The 16206-nt window shown below is 42.1% G+C and carries 10 protein-coding genes and 5 tRNA genes (1 of these 15 only partly in view); 6 read left to right on the top strand and 9 right to left on the bottom strand.

All coding sequences use genetic code 11. The features are described 5' to 3' along the window. The first annotated feature begins 20 nt into the window (after nt 1-20). The 3 genes from IEW93_RS13650 to IEW93_RS13640 are packed head-to-tail and all read left to right on the top strand — an operon-like array spanning nt 21 to nt 4742. Nucleotides 21-2180, top strand: a complete 2160-nt coding sequence (locus tag IEW93_RS13650; protein WP_188739860.1) for a TonB-dependent receptor — start codon at nt 21-23, stop codon at nt 2178-2180. 55 nt (nt 2181-2235) lie between these two features. Then, complete coding sequence (locus IEW93_RS13645; RefSeq protein ID WP_188739859.1) at nt 2236-3552, top strand: cytosine permease; 1317 nt, start codon at nt 2236-2238, stop codon at nt 3550-3552. A 56-nt stretch (nt 3553-3608) separates the two neighbouring features. Continuing rightward, nucleotides 3609-4742 carry an S-methyl thiohydantoin desulfurase family protein gene (locus tag IEW93_RS13640; protein ID WP_188739858.1) on the top strand — a complete coding sequence of 378 codons (1134 nt, stop codon included), beginning with the start codon at nt 3609-3611 and terminating at the stop codon, nt 4740-4742. 17 nt (nt 4743-4759) lie between these two features. On the opposite strand, the gene IEW93_RS13635 is transcribed toward IEW93_RS13640, so the two are convergent. Both IEW93_RS13635 and IEW93_RS13630 read right to left on the bottom strand, forming a co-directional pair. Next, complete coding sequence (locus IEW93_RS13635) at nt 4760-5359, bottom strand: glutathione S-transferase family protein (protein ID WP_229706693.1); 600 nt, start codon at nt 5357-5359, stop codon at nt 4760-4762. Between the two features lie 27 nt (nt 5360-5386). Further along, on the bottom strand, nt 5387-8806 hold the full coding sequence (locus tag IEW93_RS13630; protein WP_188739856.1) for a hybrid sensor histidine kinase/response regulator: 3420 nt from the start codon (nt 8804-8806) through the stop codon (nt 5387-5389). 286 nt (nt 8807-9092) lie between these two features. On the opposite strand from IEW93_RS13630, the gene acs reads away from it, so the two are divergent. Next, the gene (gene acs / locus IEW93_RS13625; protein ID WP_188739855.1) at nt 9093-11045 is read left to right on the top strand and encodes an acetate--CoA ligase; all 1953 of its coding nucleotides are present in this window, start codon (nt 9093-9095) and stop codon (nt 11043-11045) included. Nucleotides 11046-11213: 168 nt separating this feature from the next. Here the strand turns inward: acs and IEW93_RS13620 are convergent, their stop codons facing one another. After that, nucleotides 11214-11621, bottom strand: coding sequence for a hypothetical protein (locus IEW93_RS13620; protein WP_188739854.1), 408 nt, complete (start codon nt 11619-11621; stop codon nt 11214-11216). Nucleotides 11622-11840: 219 nt separating this feature from the next. Here IEW93_RS13620 and radD point away from each other — a divergent pair, with 219 nt between their 5' ends. Continuing rightward, a complete protein-coding gene (radD, locus tag IEW93_RS13615) occupies nt 11841-13568 on the top strand; it encodes a DNA repair helicase RadD (protein ID WP_188739853.1) in 1728 nt (575 codons plus the stop codon). 79 nt (nt 13569-13647) lie between these two features. Continuing rightward, nucleotides 13648-13908, top strand: coding sequence for a GrxA family glutaredoxin (locus IEW93_RS13610; protein ID WP_188739852.1), 261 nt, complete (start codon nt 13648-13650; stop codon nt 13906-13908). Between the two features lie 58 nt (nt 13909-13966). On the opposite strand, the gene IEW93_RS13605 is transcribed toward IEW93_RS13610, so the two are convergent. The 6 genes from IEW93_RS13605 to IEW93_RS13580 all read right to left on the bottom strand — a co-directional run. Next, nucleotides 13967-15118 (bottom strand): DcaP family trimeric outer membrane transporter, encoded by a 1152-nt coding sequence (locus IEW93_RS13605; protein ID WP_188739851.1) that lies wholly within the window; start codon nt 15116-15118, stop codon nt 13967-13969. Between the two features lie 130 nt (nt 15119-15248). Beyond that, nucleotides 15249-15340: transfer RNA gene (locus IEW93_RS13600), tRNA-Lys, on the bottom strand. A gap of 170 nt (nt 15341-15510) precedes the next feature. Further along, nucleotides 15511-15602: transfer RNA gene (locus tag IEW93_RS13595), tRNA-Lys, on the bottom strand. A gap of 91 nt (nt 15603-15693) precedes the next feature. Further along, nucleotides 15694-15769: transfer RNA gene (locus tag IEW93_RS13590), tRNA-Lys, on the bottom strand. 203 nt (nt 15770-15972) lie between these two features. Continuing rightward, nucleotides 15973-16048: transfer RNA gene (locus IEW93_RS13585), tRNA-Lys, on the bottom strand. A gap of 123 nt (nt 16049-16171) precedes the next feature. Then, nucleotides 16172-16206, bottom strand: a tRNA-Lys gene (locus tag IEW93_RS13580); it runs 141 nt beyond the window's last position.

Here is a 16206-nt window from a genome sequence, read left to right as displayed (position 1 = left end):
TAACTCCAAGAGGGAACGCCATGAGCTCATATGCCCAGACTCTATTTGCAAAAAAATCTTTTGTTGCTGCAGCGATTTCGATGGCGATAAGCTCCCCATTATTAGCAGAAGAAACCCAAAGCCAAGCAGAAGCCATTGATACTAATGGCGTAGAAAGGATTTCTATTACTGCCCGTGGTCGTGTCGAAACCTTACAAAATGTACCCGATTCTGTTACCGCTTTTAGTGCAGACATGATTGAAACCCAGCGCATTACTAATTTTCGTGATGTCGCAGATATGACGCCTAACCTGAGCCAATTAGATAACTTTCGCCCAGGACTGGCACGCATTACTATCCGAGGATTAATTACCCCTCAAGTGGGTGATGCACCGCTGGCCTTTGTCGTTGATGGCGTTACCGCCCCAGATTTAGAATTTATCAACCAAGATTTGGTCGACATAGAACGTATTGAAGTGATGCGGGGGGCTCAAGGTGCGTTGTACGGTAAAGGGGCTATTGGCGGGGCCGTAATTGTTACCACCAAAAAACCGACCGAAGATATTGAAGGCTCAGTCAAAGGCTCTTATGGCAATGGCAACACCTATAATCTCAGTGGCGTGGTATCGGGCTCGTTAAATGAACAAGATAGCGCGTTTTTCCGTGTCGGCGGCTATACCAAACATAGCGACGGATTAATTGATAACGTCTTTTTAAATGATGAGGCTGACTATCTATCAGAAGACTCAGCGTTTGCACAGCTTCAATTTGACTTGTTTGAAGAGACAAGCCTAAACCTTAAAGGACGTTATACCACCTCAGATGCAGGTTTTGCCTATTATCAAAATGTGACAGAAGACAGCAAAGAAGACTATGACCTAGAGACTTCACAAAACATTGATAACAATGACCAACGCGATGTTTATGAGTTAAGCGCTAAATTAACCCAAGAGTATGACCTAGGTACATTTGACTTCATCACTGCCTATAGCGATTCTGAAAACGAACATTTTTATGATGGCGATTACTCAGCAGATGCCACCTTCATTGATGAAGACGGCTTTTTTAGAGCGCCATTTGCCACCGAAGGGCTTTATGACATTGGATCATTCACCCTCGAGTCACGCTTTACCTCGCGTGGTGATCAAGCATTAAGATGGGCTGTTTCTGCTTTTTACCAAGATAAACAACGTGACAACACCATTAACTTTTTTGATGACTTTGCCGGTGATACGGCGCAATCTCGATCGGACTTTAATGACGACAGCCTCTATTTTACTATTGCCGATAAAAATAGCAGTAAAGCCTGGGCACTGTCAGGGCAAACAAACTACGATATTACTGACAAACTTGAATTAACCACCGCATTACGTTACGACGAAGACAAACGTGAATCCTATGACCCGGGTGCACGTGAAGAGACTTTTGCTCAAAAAACATTTAGCCAATGGCAACCAAAAGCCACGCTAGCCTATCAAGCAACAAACGACTTATTGCTATATGCTGGTTACTCAAAAGGCTTTAGAAGCGGCGGTTTTAATGAACCCGCAGAAGGCATTAGCCGCTCATTTGACAAAGAAGTGTCGGACAGTTATGAAACAGGGTTTAAATCGAGCTTATTTGATAACCGCTTAACCCTAAATGGCGCATTGTTTTGGATAGATCAGTCAAATGCACAAATCACTCAATTTAATATTGATACCTATACCCTAGAAAACCTGTCTATCGACAAAGTTGAAACAAAAGGGCTTGAACTTGAAGCCGACCTTGCAATCACCGATGACTTAGATCTGCGTTTCAGTGCAGGGATTGTCGATTCTGAAATCAAAGAGTTTGACCGTCAACCAGAATTGGTCGGCTACACGCAATTTTATGTCGCCGATTACAACTATGCACTGTCGATGAATCACCACTATCAACTCAATGGCGAATGGGCGTTATTGTCACGTGCAGACGTGCAAGTTGTTGGGCCACAATCATTTTCAATCGATATTGCAGACATTCGCTCATCGTCTTCAACCACATTTAATCTAGGTGTTGGGGTTAAATCTGAGCAATGGACAATTCAAGCTTATGTTGACAACCTCACTGATGAGCGAAGCATAGAAGACTTGTTTATTGTGGCTGACGGAGTCACCGATCTTGCACGTCAACCCAATAAGCCGCGTAGCTTTGGTATAGAAGCGATTTACAACTTCTAAGCAATTTAACATGGTGTTAATGGCGCGAATACCTGCGCCTTTACTAGGAATCAATATGGCTGAGCCCCACACAATCGATGACTTGCTAGAAGACTACGCAACCACACCGGTGCCGCAAAATAAAACCCATAATGGTTGGCGTATTGGCATGGTCAATGGTGGCCTAGCCTTTGCGGTACCAGGACTCATTACCGGCCTAGAAATCGGCTCCGCGTTAGGTTTAGAGCAAAGCATATATGCCTTTTTAATCGGCGGGTTTATCTTGTCGGTGTTAGGCACGATTACAGGCTATGTGGGCATGAAAAACCGCTTAAGCTCGTGTATGACGATGAAATTTGTCTTTGGCTTGCAAGGTGCCAATATTGTCAGTTTAGCCTTTGTATTGTCATTACTTGGTTGGTACGGCGTTAACATCAATTTGTTTAGCGAGGTTGCGGCTCAGTTTTCAATGCAGCTTTTTGATTATGCGCCACCTATTTGGACATTCGATATTGCTGCCAGCATAGTGATCACCTTAACTACCTTATGGGGTTTTAAGTTTATTGAGCGCGTCTCAAGCTTTTTTGTGCCCATTTTGTTTTTGCTGGTGGCCTACATGCTTTATCAAAGCTTGGGCTATGTGGTGAACGACACGCCCACAACAAGTGGTATAACAGGGATAAATTTTACCTTTGGTGAAGCAGTGTCAGCCGTTGTCGGCAGTTTTATTGTGAGTGTGGTATTAATGCCAGACTTTAGCCGCTTTGCCGCTAAGCCAAAAGACACGGTCATCGCCTCTTTTTTACCTTTTATGTTTATCAGCAATTTTGTCTATATCGCAGCAGCAATTGCCGGTTTAGCAGTGGTGAACGCTGACATTCTTGTAGTGATGCTAACCCTTGGCTTAGGGATGTTTGCCTTTGTGTTATTAATTGCATCAAGTGCCGTGACCAATGTGGTCAACCTTTATAGCGCAGCTTTAGGCTTTAATGCCATTACACCTCATTGGTCAGAATGGAAAATCATCATTGCTGGCGGAGTGTTAGGTGCAGTGATGGCATCATTTAATTTACTCGATAACTTTACCGGGTTCATTTTTAGTTTATCAATTCTATTTAGCCCTGTTGCCGCAATTTACATTGTCGACTTTTTCCTTATTCAACAGCAAAAAATTTATCAAATTGAACATTTAAATCAAACTGCTACGTTTAATTTTCACGCATTAGTGGCTTGGGTTGGCGGGATTGGGTTTGCCATGATGGCCAATAACGACTGGCTAACGCTGACAGGTATTGAAGTATGCGACGCCATGTTAATCACAGCCCCACTTTACTTTGTCCTCAAAAAATTTACGGCAGGCAGTAAGCCACAAAACTCAACACACAGCTTATAAAACCAACAACAAAACAAATTAAACCACTGATTTAATTATATATACCAGAGAGTCATATGAAGTCATTAACGCGTTTAGAGCTAATAGATATTTTACACGGATGTGTTATTTTAGGCACAGGTGGCGGTGGCGAAATGGATGAAGGTATTGCCTACATTGATGCTGCACTCGCCGCAGGCAAAACCTTTACCCTTGTGGATGTAGACGAGGTCCCTGTAGGGAAAAAAATCTGCACTCCTTATATGCTGGGTGCGTTATCGGCGCTATCTGAAGCCGAAGAAGCCGTTTATGCCAGATTACCTAAAAGTGATATGTCATCCATGATGACCGCATTTAAACGCCTTGAGCAATACACCAAAGATAAATTTTACGGCACCATTTGCTGTGAACTCGGCGGCTCAAATACGGCAATTTCTTTTTATGTTGCCGCAATGGCCGATGGCTATATTATTGATGCCGACGTTGCAGGGCGCGCCGTGCCAGAAATCACCCACTCTACCTATTATTTTAATGATATCCCCGCAGCACCAATTGTGGCAGCAAATGAGTTTGGCGAATGTTTTATTTGTGAAAATATTATTGATGATTTACGCGCCGAGACAGTGGTACGCGCATTATCTGTGATCAGCCGTAATGATATTGCCGCTATCGATCACGCCATGCCAATTGAACAAGTCAAAGACGCGGTAATTAAAGGCACAATTTCTAAGGCACTGGCCATTGGTGAAGCTTACCGTCTTGCAAAAGAGCAAGGTCAAGATATTGCACAGGCCATAGCAATTCACGGTGAGGGCTATGTTGCATTTAGAGGTCAGGTTTCACAATCACAATTTAGCACCGAAAAAGGCTTTACCATTGGCACAGTAACCATTGATGGAAGTGGTGAGTACCAGCAAGAGCAATACCAATTAGAAATCAAAAATGAGCATCTTGTAGCACGCCGCAATGGTGAAGTTGATGTCACAATCCCAGACTTGATTTGCTGTATTGATATGGACAACCAAGTAGCAATTACAACTCCGAATCACCATGTTGGCTTAAATGTCGCTATTGTGATTTTACCGGCGCCAAAAGAATTTGTTACCCAGCGCGGCTTGCAAGCATTTGGTCCAGCTTATGTTGGCTTATCAACGCCCTATGAGCCTGCTGTAACAAAACATTTTGCCAAACTGGGTAAACAAACCGCTTAAACAATACAATGTAAGTGCTAAGCCCGCATTGCAACAAAGCCTGGTATTTGTGTAATGCGGGTTAACCAAGCTCTTATCTGTGGGTAATCAACTAAATCAAAACCACCTTCATGCGCCACATGGGTATAAGCATAAAGCGCAATATCGGCTAAGGTAAATTGCTCGCCACACAAAAAAGGCTGCTGTGAAAGTGTAAATTCCATGACGCTGAGCGCTTTATAGCCTTTAGCATGTAAAGCATGGTACTCGGCTAAACGATCATCCGGTAAGCCTAAATACAGTTGAATATAACGGGCCACGGCAATATAAGGCTCATGACTGTATTGCTCAAAGAACAACCACTGATACATCTTCGCTTTGCTAAACTGATCGTCAGGAATGAGCGAAGAATTAGCCGCCAAATACCCCATAATCGCGTTTGACTCAGATAATACTCTGCCATCATCAAGTTCAATTAACGGTATTTTTCCTGTCGGGTTTTTAGCTAAATAGGCTGCGGTCTGTGTGTCACCATTAGCAATACTCATCTCTTGCCATTGGTGCTCAATATTGAGCATATGTAACACCAGTTGCGCCTTGTAGCAATTGCCAGACACACTGTCGCCGTAAGCTTTTATCATGTTATTTCAACTCCAATGTAGCCACTATTTTTTAACTAAACTCGAGATCAGGGCGCGTAAAGCCGCTGGTTTTACCATTTTTGCCATATAGTGATACCCACGTCGTTCAATGTCATCAACAAGATCTTTATTGGTGTTAGCGGTGATTAAAATCCCGGGCACGTGTGCACCATAGCGTGAGCGAATATCATCCATGGCATCAACGCCATTTTTATCATCATCTAAATGATAATCAGCCAAAATAATGTCTGGCGCCACACCTTTAAGGCCTAACTTAATGCGAGCATCTGCAATATCTGTTGCACAAATAACTTCACATTGCCAACGGCTTAAAAGGGAATCCAGCCCTGCTAAAATGGCTTCTTCATTGTCAATACATAACACCTTAACGCCTGCCAGAGGTTGCATAAGTGAAGGGGTTGGTTTAGCCGCCACCTGGCTAATTGTTTGCCCTAACGGCACCATGATAGAAAACATTGAACCTTCTCCAAGCGACGATCGAACTTGGATAGGATGATCAAGCACTTTACTTATTCTGTCGGCAATCGCCAACCCAAGACCTAAACCACTCACATTACGGCTGCTAGGATGATTTAAGCGCTTAAACTCTTTAAAGATTTCTTGGGTTTCATGCTCATCAATACCACATCCGGTATCAAGCACCTGGATTTCGATATAATCACCACGATGACGACAACCCAATAACACCTTGCCTCCTCGAGCATAGCGATACGCATTGGTTAAAAAGTTTTGCAAAATACGCCTCAGTAACGATGGATCTGAATTTACCGTTGCCGAGCATGGCACCATCGAAAATGAAATTTGGTTATCTGCCGCCATCGCGTCAAACTCAACAGACAAACCGTTAATGATTTCAGATACGGCAAAGTCGCGCCGATTAACGTCAACCATGCCGGAATCAAGCTTAGAAATGTCGAGTAAATCTGTTAGCAACTCTCCAGCAGTTTTTAATGAGCTATTAACGTGGGTTAAGGTTGTTTGCGCTTCTAAATCTAAATTAGGATATTGTGATAATGATGCTGTAAAAAGTCTCGCGGCATTAAGAGGCTGCATTAAGTCATGGCCAACGGCAGCCAGAAATCGAGTTTTAGAAGCATTGGCCAGTTCCTCTTGCGCTTTTGCCTCAAGTAACTCACTGTTGAGCATCGCCAGTTCATAGGTGCGTTCTTTTACTCGACTCTCTAATGTTTCATTGGCTTCAAGTAAGGCTTTTTCTTGCAACCGGTATTGAGTAATGTCGGTAAATGTCATCACAAAGCCGCCATCAGGCATTGGATTACCTTGAATTTTTATCACTTTGCCATCTTTACGCTCACGCTCTGAAGTGTGAGGTGTGCCGTTGCGCATATGCTGCACCCTAACAGCAACTTGCTCTTCTATATCACCTTTACCACAAAACCCCCGTGAGGCATTAAATCTAACCACATCTGCTATTGGCATACCTTGCTGCAAAAAGCCTTCTGGGTATTGATATAAATCGGCGTATCGATAGTTCCAAGCCACTAAATTCAGGTCTTTATCTACCACGCTCATCCCTTCATAGGCATGTTCAATAGCACCACGAAGCATATCTTGGCTTAAAATGATTTTGGATGATGCTTCATCGACCAGGCTAAACACTTCGTCAAGCGCTAAATCCCGCCCTTGCAGCACAGAGTCCATCACCAGCGAAGCGCTAGACGCCCCAAGAACACCAGACAACATATGCTCAGTGTGGGCAATTAACTCCTCTGGAGCCGCCTTATACCAACCGTCACTTTTTACCGCGTCGGGAGAAAAACGGCTAAAGCTTTCATAGGCACGAGTCGGACTGACAAATCGACTTGCCAAAATAAGTAAATCTTGCTGAGATATCGGCCCCTGACGTTTATTTGCATCTTGTTTTAGCGCCCAGGGCTTAACAAAATTACTCGCCTGAATACGTTCAGCGACGCCGGCTCTGAACCAAATAGACCCTAAAACGTAACACACCACATTAGCCAGTAACGCGACTAACGTATCACTCACATTTGGGTTAATGGATCTCAGTAAGTCAAACTCGCCGCCAATAAACCTGGCGCCTGCACTTTGTAATAAAATAAAACACCACAAGCTAAAACCTACAGCAAGCCCCAAATAAACCCCGGTTCGATTACCGTGCTTCCAGTACAATCCTCCCACCAACGCTGGCGCCAATTGAGAAAATGCGCCAAATGACAACATACCTAGATGCGATAATGAGTCGCTTTCTGCTAGGGTTAAGTAACTTAAATAACCAAAGCCTAAAATCACCGCTATTGCTAAACGGCGTACATTGAGTAACAAATGCGAAAACTGACTAAAATTCTTTTCTCTGATTTGACCTGTACGCAACAAAAACGGCACCAGCCATTCGTTACTCACCATCACACTGATAGTTACCACGGCTACAATGACCATGCCAGTTGCTGCTGACAAAGTGCCTAAAAGTGCGATTACAGCTAAAAAAGGTTGATCGAGTGCTAATGGCAGATTGATAACATAGGTATCTGCGGCAACTGAGTCACCTAAATAAACTCGGCCAGCTAACGCTAACGGGGCGACAAACATACCAAATAGCACTAAATAAATAGGAAATATCCAGCGAGATTTCTTTAAAATATGCTCGCCGCCACACTCCACAACCATGACATGAAACTGTCTTGGCATACACAAAAAAGCCGCCATACCAACAAATAACTCGGGTAAAAATGACTCAAGGCGTAAATGGCTATTTTCTAGTAATCCTTTCGCTGAGGCCTGCTGCCAAATATCGCCAAAACCATCAAAAAAACCAAAACTAATCACAACGCCAACAATAATAAACGCCGCTAATTTCACTAACGATTCAAATGCAATAGCCACCATCATTCCAGGGTTGTGCTCTGTTGCATCTAATTTTCGAGTACCAAATAAAATCGCAAAAACAGCAAGGATGATGGTGATTAACAATGGTACCGCAACGGGGCTTAACGGGTTGTCGTCGGGTTGAAACAGATTAAGACTGAATACCATTGCTTTAAGTTGCAACGCGATGTACGGCATAATGCCAAATAATGCAATAAGGGTGACGATTGCGGCAAGTAATTGAGACTTACCATAACGGGCAGCGATAAAGTCAGCCACTGAGGTGATATTTTGCGCTTTTGACACCACCACCATTTTTCGTAGCATGCCAAACCCAAGCGTAAACACTAAAATAGGGCCAACAAAAATGGGTAAAAAAGACCATAAATCAGTAGCCGATTGCCCTACCGTGCCTAAAAAGCTCCATGATGAACAATAAACAGCAAGACTTAATCCATAAATCCATACCTGCAATTTTTGACTTATTTTACTGAACCAACGCTCAGCACCCCATGCCAAAATAAATAACAACGACACATAACACACCGCTATAGTGGCAACAATAAGAGTTAAATTCATTAAACGTCCGCTATCATTTTAATATTTATCCTTACCTCAGTTTTACAGATAAGGTGACTCACAATCGATTTTACTTCTATCATAATCTAATGCATTGAGCATAAAACAAACTAAGCAAGGCCAAACCTCGGCATCAACGGCTACCTACATAGTTAATTGACTCACTGTAACACGTGCAACAGACTAAATATTAAGGATATTTTAAAACTAGACCAAGGTCTAATAGTGTTAACGGTCAGTTGCAGATGATACTTTACTCACGCCATTTTTAGAAAGGGAAGCCCCTATGAGCTCGCAGTCTCTTTACAAAGTTCCTAGTGACATCGCAGATAACGCACTGGTTAATAACGATCAATATAAGAAAATGTACCAGGAGTCCATCGTAAATCCAGAAGGTTTTTGGAGAGAACATGGCAAACGTATTGATTGGATTAAACCGTATACCAAAATTAAAAAAACCTCTTTTGATGACCACAACTTATCCATCAACTGGTTTTATGATGGCACACTAAATGCCTCAGCAAACTGTTTAGACCGTCATTTAGAACAGCACGGCGATAAACTGGCCATCATTTGGGAAGGTGATGACGCAAATGAACAGCGTAAAATCACCTATGCAGAATTACACGCTGACGTATGTAAATTTGCCAATGCACTTCGCAGCCAAGGTGTAGGCAAAGGTGACGTTGTGACTATTTACATGCCAATGGTGCCTGAGGCTGCGGTTGCTATGCTAGCTTGTGCTCGTATTGGTGCAATCCACTCTGTAGTATTTGGCGGATTTTCCCCCGATTCAATTGCTTCGCGTGTCATTGATGGGAAATCAAAAGTATTAATTACTGCAGATGAAGGTGTACGCGGCGGTCGTAAAATTCCATTAAAACGTAGTATCGACGAAGCATTATCAAATCCCGATGTAGACTGCGTTGAAAAAGTCATTGTATTACAACGTACCGGTGGTGATGTAGATTGGGTCGCTGGTCGCGATGTATGGTGGCATTCATTAATGGAAGTGGCTTCTGAATATTGTGCGCCAACAGAAATGAACGCAGAAGATCCACTGTTTTTACTTTATACCTCTGGCTCAACCGGTAACCCTAAAGGTGTGTTGCATACCACTGGCGGATACATGGTTTACGCCTCAATGACACACGAATATGTGTTTGACTATAAAGCAGATGAAGTTTACTGGTGTACTGCCGATGTGGGTTGGATTACTGGCCACTCATATATGGTGTATGGCCCGCTTGCCAATGCAGCGACGGTATTAATTCATGAAGGGGTACCAAATCATCCAACACCGGCACGATTAGGTGAAATGATCGACCGCCATAAAGTAAATATTCTCTACACTGCCCCAACGTTAATCCGTGCGTTAATGGCTGAGGGTAAAGAGCAATTTAGCAGTTACAAAGGTGATTCACTGAGGATTATGGGCTCTGTCGGAGAACCCATTAACCCTGAAGCTTGGCGTTGGTACCATGAGGTGATCGGCCATGAAAACTGCCCGATTGTAGACACCTGGTGGCAAACTGAAACCGGCGGTATTCTCATTAGTCCATTACCGGGCGCAACAGACACTAAACCCGGCTCTGCCACTCGACCATTTTTTGGCGTACAGCCCGCATTAGTCGACAACATGGGTAATATTGTTGAAGGCGCCACTGAAGGCAATCTAGTGATCCTTGATTCGTGGCCAGGACAAATGCGAACAGTATTTGGCGATCATGACAGATTTGCCCTGACCTACTTTAAAACATTCCGTGGCATGTACTTTACAGGTGACGGTGCTCGTCGAGATGAAGATGGCTACTACTGGATAACAGGTCGTGTAGATGACGTCATTAACGTATCTGGACACCGCTTAGGCACCGCAGAAGTCGAAAGCGCACTGGTTGCCCACGAGTTAGTCGCAGAAGCCGCTGTTGTTGGCTACCCGCACGACATTAAAGGCCAAGGCATATATGCATATGTCACTCTGACAAGAGACATAGAGCCAACTGAAGAGCTACGCCAAGAGTTGCGTCAATGGGTACGAAAAGAGATAGGTGCATTAGCAACCCCAGATTTAATCCAATGGGCAAGCGGACTACCTAAAACACGCTCTGGCAAAATTATGCGCCGCTTCTTACGTAAAATTGCCGCCAATGAAGTGACTAATTTAGGTGACGCTTCAACATTGGCAGATCCTGCCGTGATTGACAGCTTAATTGAAACCCGTTTAAACAAAACCGAATAATTTATCCACCCATGAGAAATCCTGACCAATTTCTCGCTTGGCCCCTCCTGTGAGGGGCCTTTTTTTCATGTAAATTGTAGTTTCCAATAGCACGCCTTGACTGTGAAGCGAATCACTACTGCGTAAAATTTTATTTAATAAGGGTTTACAATAAAACTCGAGGTTGATTTAGTCTCTCTGAGCATCATCGTCATCTAATTCACCATACCGGGTATCGATATTTATTTTGTATAAATGATCATTTGCTCTTAATTTATAATCAGCTGAGCGCCCCACAGTTAATTTTAGCACTTTGTCCCCAATTAATTTTGGAGCACCATTTGATTGATCATGCAAACTCACAAGCAGGTTAACTCTTTTACCTTGCAGTTGTTTTGACACAATTGTTACACCATAATCACCTTCAACATCTACAGATGCCGTTTCATTTAACCCCATTACAATTTTTGACATTGACATGGTCACATCCTGCGAGTTTTGCACGTTTTCTTCAATTGATATCTCAACGACAAGCCCTTGTTGCGCCATAACAAGCTGACTCATTATTAACAATATAAACGCTAATATGTATCGCATATATCCTCCTGAAACTGTTATTTTTATTATCAGTATATCGATTGCGTACTTTTAATAAATCTACACTAATTCAACAAAAAAAATGTGATTAACTCATCAAAGCAACATGCCTAATCAGCGTTAAATAACACTAAATCGTATTTATCCCGTTAATCTCTATGTTACTCTATTGCAAAATAATTTTAAGTCTACTGTTCATTAATAAAGCCTAGCCCAAACATGAAAATTACCCTGCGAGACTACCAACAGCAAGCCGTAGACGCTGCTGTGACACATTTTAAACAAAGCAAAAAATCGGCAGTATTAGTGCTACCTACAGGGGCAGGCAAAAGCATTGTGATTGCAGAACTGGCAAGAATTGCCAATGGCAACGTATTAATACTGACTCATGTAAAGGAGTTGGTCGCACAAAACGCTGAAAAAGTAGGATTATTGACTCAAGAGGCTAATATTTATTCGGCTGGGCTTAAACAAAAAAAAGCCAATGGCAAAACCGTTGTTGCCAGTGTGCAATCCGCGTCTCGATCGCTTAATCAATTCAACCAAGCATTTTCACTTGTTATCATTGATGAATGTCATAGGGTGAGCACTGAGCAAAACAGTCAATATCAGCAAATACTCTCGCACTTACGCACTAAAAACCCACAACTTAAATTACTCGGGCTCACGGCCACGCCATATAGATTAGGTTTAGGCTGGATATATCGACACCATTATCACGGTAAAGTCGGCAATACTGACACCCCAGTTTTTGAAAAATGTATTTTTGAATTGCCGATGCGTCCGCTCATTAAGAAAGGTTATTTAACTAAACCGACAATCTTTGATGGCCTCAGTGCTCAGTATGACTTTAGCCGTTTAGCGCCGCCTGAAGCCAATGAATACCCACAAGCAGAAGTGGATAATTTACTCAGTCATCAAGGGCGAGCGACTACCGCCATTATTAAGCAAGTGAAACAATTAGCTCAACAGCGTCAAGGTGCACTTATATTTGCCGCCACAGTTCGCCATGCAGAAGAGATAATGGCATTAATGGAAGATGATGCCGCATTAATAACGGCAAACACACCGAATAATGAACGAGATGACATCATTGAAAAATTTAAAAACAAACACCTTAAATTTATTGTCAATGTTGCCGTGCTTACCACTGGGTTTGATGCGCCTCATGTTGATCTTATCGCTATTTTACGCCCCACAGCCTCAATAAGTTTATTTCAACAAATGATTGGTAGAGGGCTACGTTTAGCTGACAATAAATCCGATTGTCTGGTCATTGATTACGCCGCCAATGGTTACGATTTATTTTATCCAGAAGTTGGCCAAACTAAGCCAAACAGTAAGTCAGTACCAGTGCAAGTACACTGCCCTGTTTGTCAGTTTGCCAATACCTTTTGGGGATTAGTTGACGCTGATGGCGACATCATTGAACACTTTGGTCGTCGCTGTCAGGGATTGATAGATGACACTAAACAATGTGATTTTCGTTTCCGCTCAAAATCATGCCCTGATTGCGGTGCAGAAAATGATATCGCCGCGCGTATTTGTCAAACTTGCCAGTCAACCTTGATTGATCCAGACAAACGCCTAAAACAAGTACTCAATGCGCAACATCACCATTTATTTAAATGTCAGGAAATGCTGCTAAGTGACAAAGAAGGTAAGTTATTTATTCGCTATTTCGATATTGAGGGTAATGACTTTACGCAAACCTTTCAATTAACAACCAAAGCACAACAACGCGCTTTTTATGCCGTATTTGTCATAAGGCACACTCGCACACCTGGTTTATTACACCCACAATACCGTTGTGTTGATGACGTACTGATTGATCAAGCGCGTTTCAGAAAACCGGATTTATTATTGTTAAAAAAAAATAAACATCGTTGGGATTTAATTGAGTCATTTTTTGATTATCAAGGCAAATATAAAATCGATATGAGTTAAAACATAATTAATCGCTAAGCATTATGAATTAAAAAGCTCATATGGTATAAATTGCCCATACCATTAAACAGGAGTTACCATGTTTGTAGTTATTTTTGGCCGTCCAGGTTGCCCATATTGTGTTCGCGCTGTTGAGCTGTCTGAAAAGTTAGCCGCTCAAAATGAAGATTTTAAATTTAAATACGTCGACATTCACGCAGAAGGTATTACAAAAGCCGATTTATCTAAAAGTGTAGGTAAAACGGTAGAAACTGTGCCACAAATCTTTATTGATGAGCAGCCAATTGGTGGATGCACTGATTTTGAAGCTTATGTTCGTCAAAACAACTTGCTCAAGTAAGTCAAACTTAAGACTTAAAAAAGGCAACGTAACTGTTGCCTTTTTCTTTTTTACGAGATTACAACACGTATTTAGCAGAAAAAATAATTCGATTTAAATCGCCTTCATAGCCATTTTCAAGCTCGTTTAGAGCATGCATAAACTCCACACCAAAGGTTAATGGTTTTGATGGTGAATACAATAAATTGACATAAGCTGAATAGGCCGATTTATTCACAGCCTCTCCAGTAAGAGCAATGTCATTATCAGCCGTAAATCCAGAAAATGTCACACTAGTACGCCATTGCTCCGTCCACCAGTGACGATATGAAACAAACCCACCAAATGACTTAATTGCTTGAATATCACCATCAGCATCAACCACACCTGCATTAGCATAATTTAATGCCATATAACGGCCAAGCCCTTCACCGTAAGTTGCTGTAAATCTAAAATCATCTTTACCTACGGGTATCACCCCAGCAACACTTGCACCATACCCCATCTCTGACGAGTCATAAGACGTAGTACCAACCACCTGCTCAACATTAAGTTGTCGAACAATAGCCGCTACCGAAAAAGACGAACCATCCGAGGTATTAAAATTATATCGACCAACAAAATCCGGAACGACACCACTGCCACTCGTTATACGCGAACCACCACCAAAAGGAGTAATTGTGGTTTCAGGGTTTTCTATCGCAAATTGCCAATTACCGCTGCTATAGCGAATGAGCGACTGCCTAACAAAAGGAGTCCCCTCTGCGGCGCCCACAAAATCTAAATTTTCAGGTAATGCACCAGGGTTTTGAAACGTCGTCCATGTTTGACCTACAGTCCATTCATCGTAACTCACAAATGCATGCCGTATTCTGGGTGAATAACTGTTTGATACTCGCTCATTGCCATCCGTGTGTGTCATAAAATCTAATTCGATAAACCCCGTCAATGTATGACCATCTAAATCAGTAACTGTCTTAAAATTAAAACGAGACTCTCTCGCTTGGAAATCAACAACTTCTTTGCCATTTCCTTCTGTACCGTAAATCGTCCCTGGCACATAAAACTGCCTTGAAAGCGCACCTGAATCCGGTGCACCATTGCCATAATCACTAAACATAACATCGGCTTTAATATACCCACCAAATGTCATATCTGTTGCTGCATGAGCACCCCCACTCATCACCAATAATGCACTTACAATAGATAAATTTAATGTCGCTTGTTTCATAACCAACTCCCTTATTGATTTTATTTTAATCCTCTGCAATATCGAACAATTAACATCCAAGTAACATTGGCAATAAGTCTATGAGACAAAAGTAGATAAGCGGAAATGAATATGAAGAGAAATCAAGAAGTGGTGGGTCGTGAAGGATTCGAACCTTCGAGCAATGGGTTAAAAGCCAACTGCCGTTGTTGATTTAAACCAAAGTGACTGAGCTAACGACCCATCTTGGTTTTATAAGCTTTATTGCTTACCGGAGCAAAAGACAACTGTCTATGTTTCAAGACCGACTTAACTAACGACCCATTTTGGTTTAGGTATAAACGAAAAAAGTGATTGTAAATCTGAGAGGAATTTAAACTAACGAAAAATAAATATGAAGATAAATCAAGAAGTGGTGGGTCGTGAAGGATTCGAACCATCGACCAATTGGTTAAAAGCCAACTGCCGTTGTTGATTTAAACCAAAGTGACTGAACTAACGACCCATCTTGGTTTTTAGCATCAATGCAAAGCTGAATAATAAAACTAACAGAAAATTAAACTAACGAAAAATAAATATGAAGAGAAATCAAGAAGTGGTGGGTCGTGAAGGATTCGAACCTTCGACCAATTGGTTAAAAGCCAACTGCTCTACCGACTGAGCTAACGACCCATCTTGGTTTTGTAAGCTTTATTGCTTACTGGAACAAAAGCCAACTGTCTATGTTTTAAGACCGACTGAGCTAACGACCTATCTTGGTTTTATAAGTTTTATTGCTTACTGGAGCAAAAGCCAACTGTCTATGTTTCAAGACCCGCTGAGCTAACGACCCATCTGGATAAAACACTTAAATTCTTTAGCCACGATTTAAAAAGTGGTGGGTCGTGAAGGATTCGAACCTTCGACCAATTGGTTAAAAGCCAACTGCTCTACCGACTGAGCTAACGACCCATTTTGGTTTTGTAAGTTTCAACACTTACTGGAGCAAAAGCCAACTGTCTATGTTTCAAGACCGACTGAGCTAACGACCCATCTGGATAAAACATTTAAATTCTTTAGCCACGATTTAAAAAGTGGTGGGTCGTGAAGGATTCGAACCTTCGACCAAT

It is taken from the genome of Shewanella inventionis, assembly GCF_014641855.1.
In the GTDB taxonomy this organism is placed as follows: domain Bacteria; phylum Pseudomonadota; class Gammaproteobacteria; order Enterobacterales; family Shewanellaceae; genus Shewanella; species Shewanella inventionis.
The sequence above is the reverse complement of the archived record's forward strand: the minus strand, read 5'-3'. Positions and strand labels throughout refer to the sequence as shown.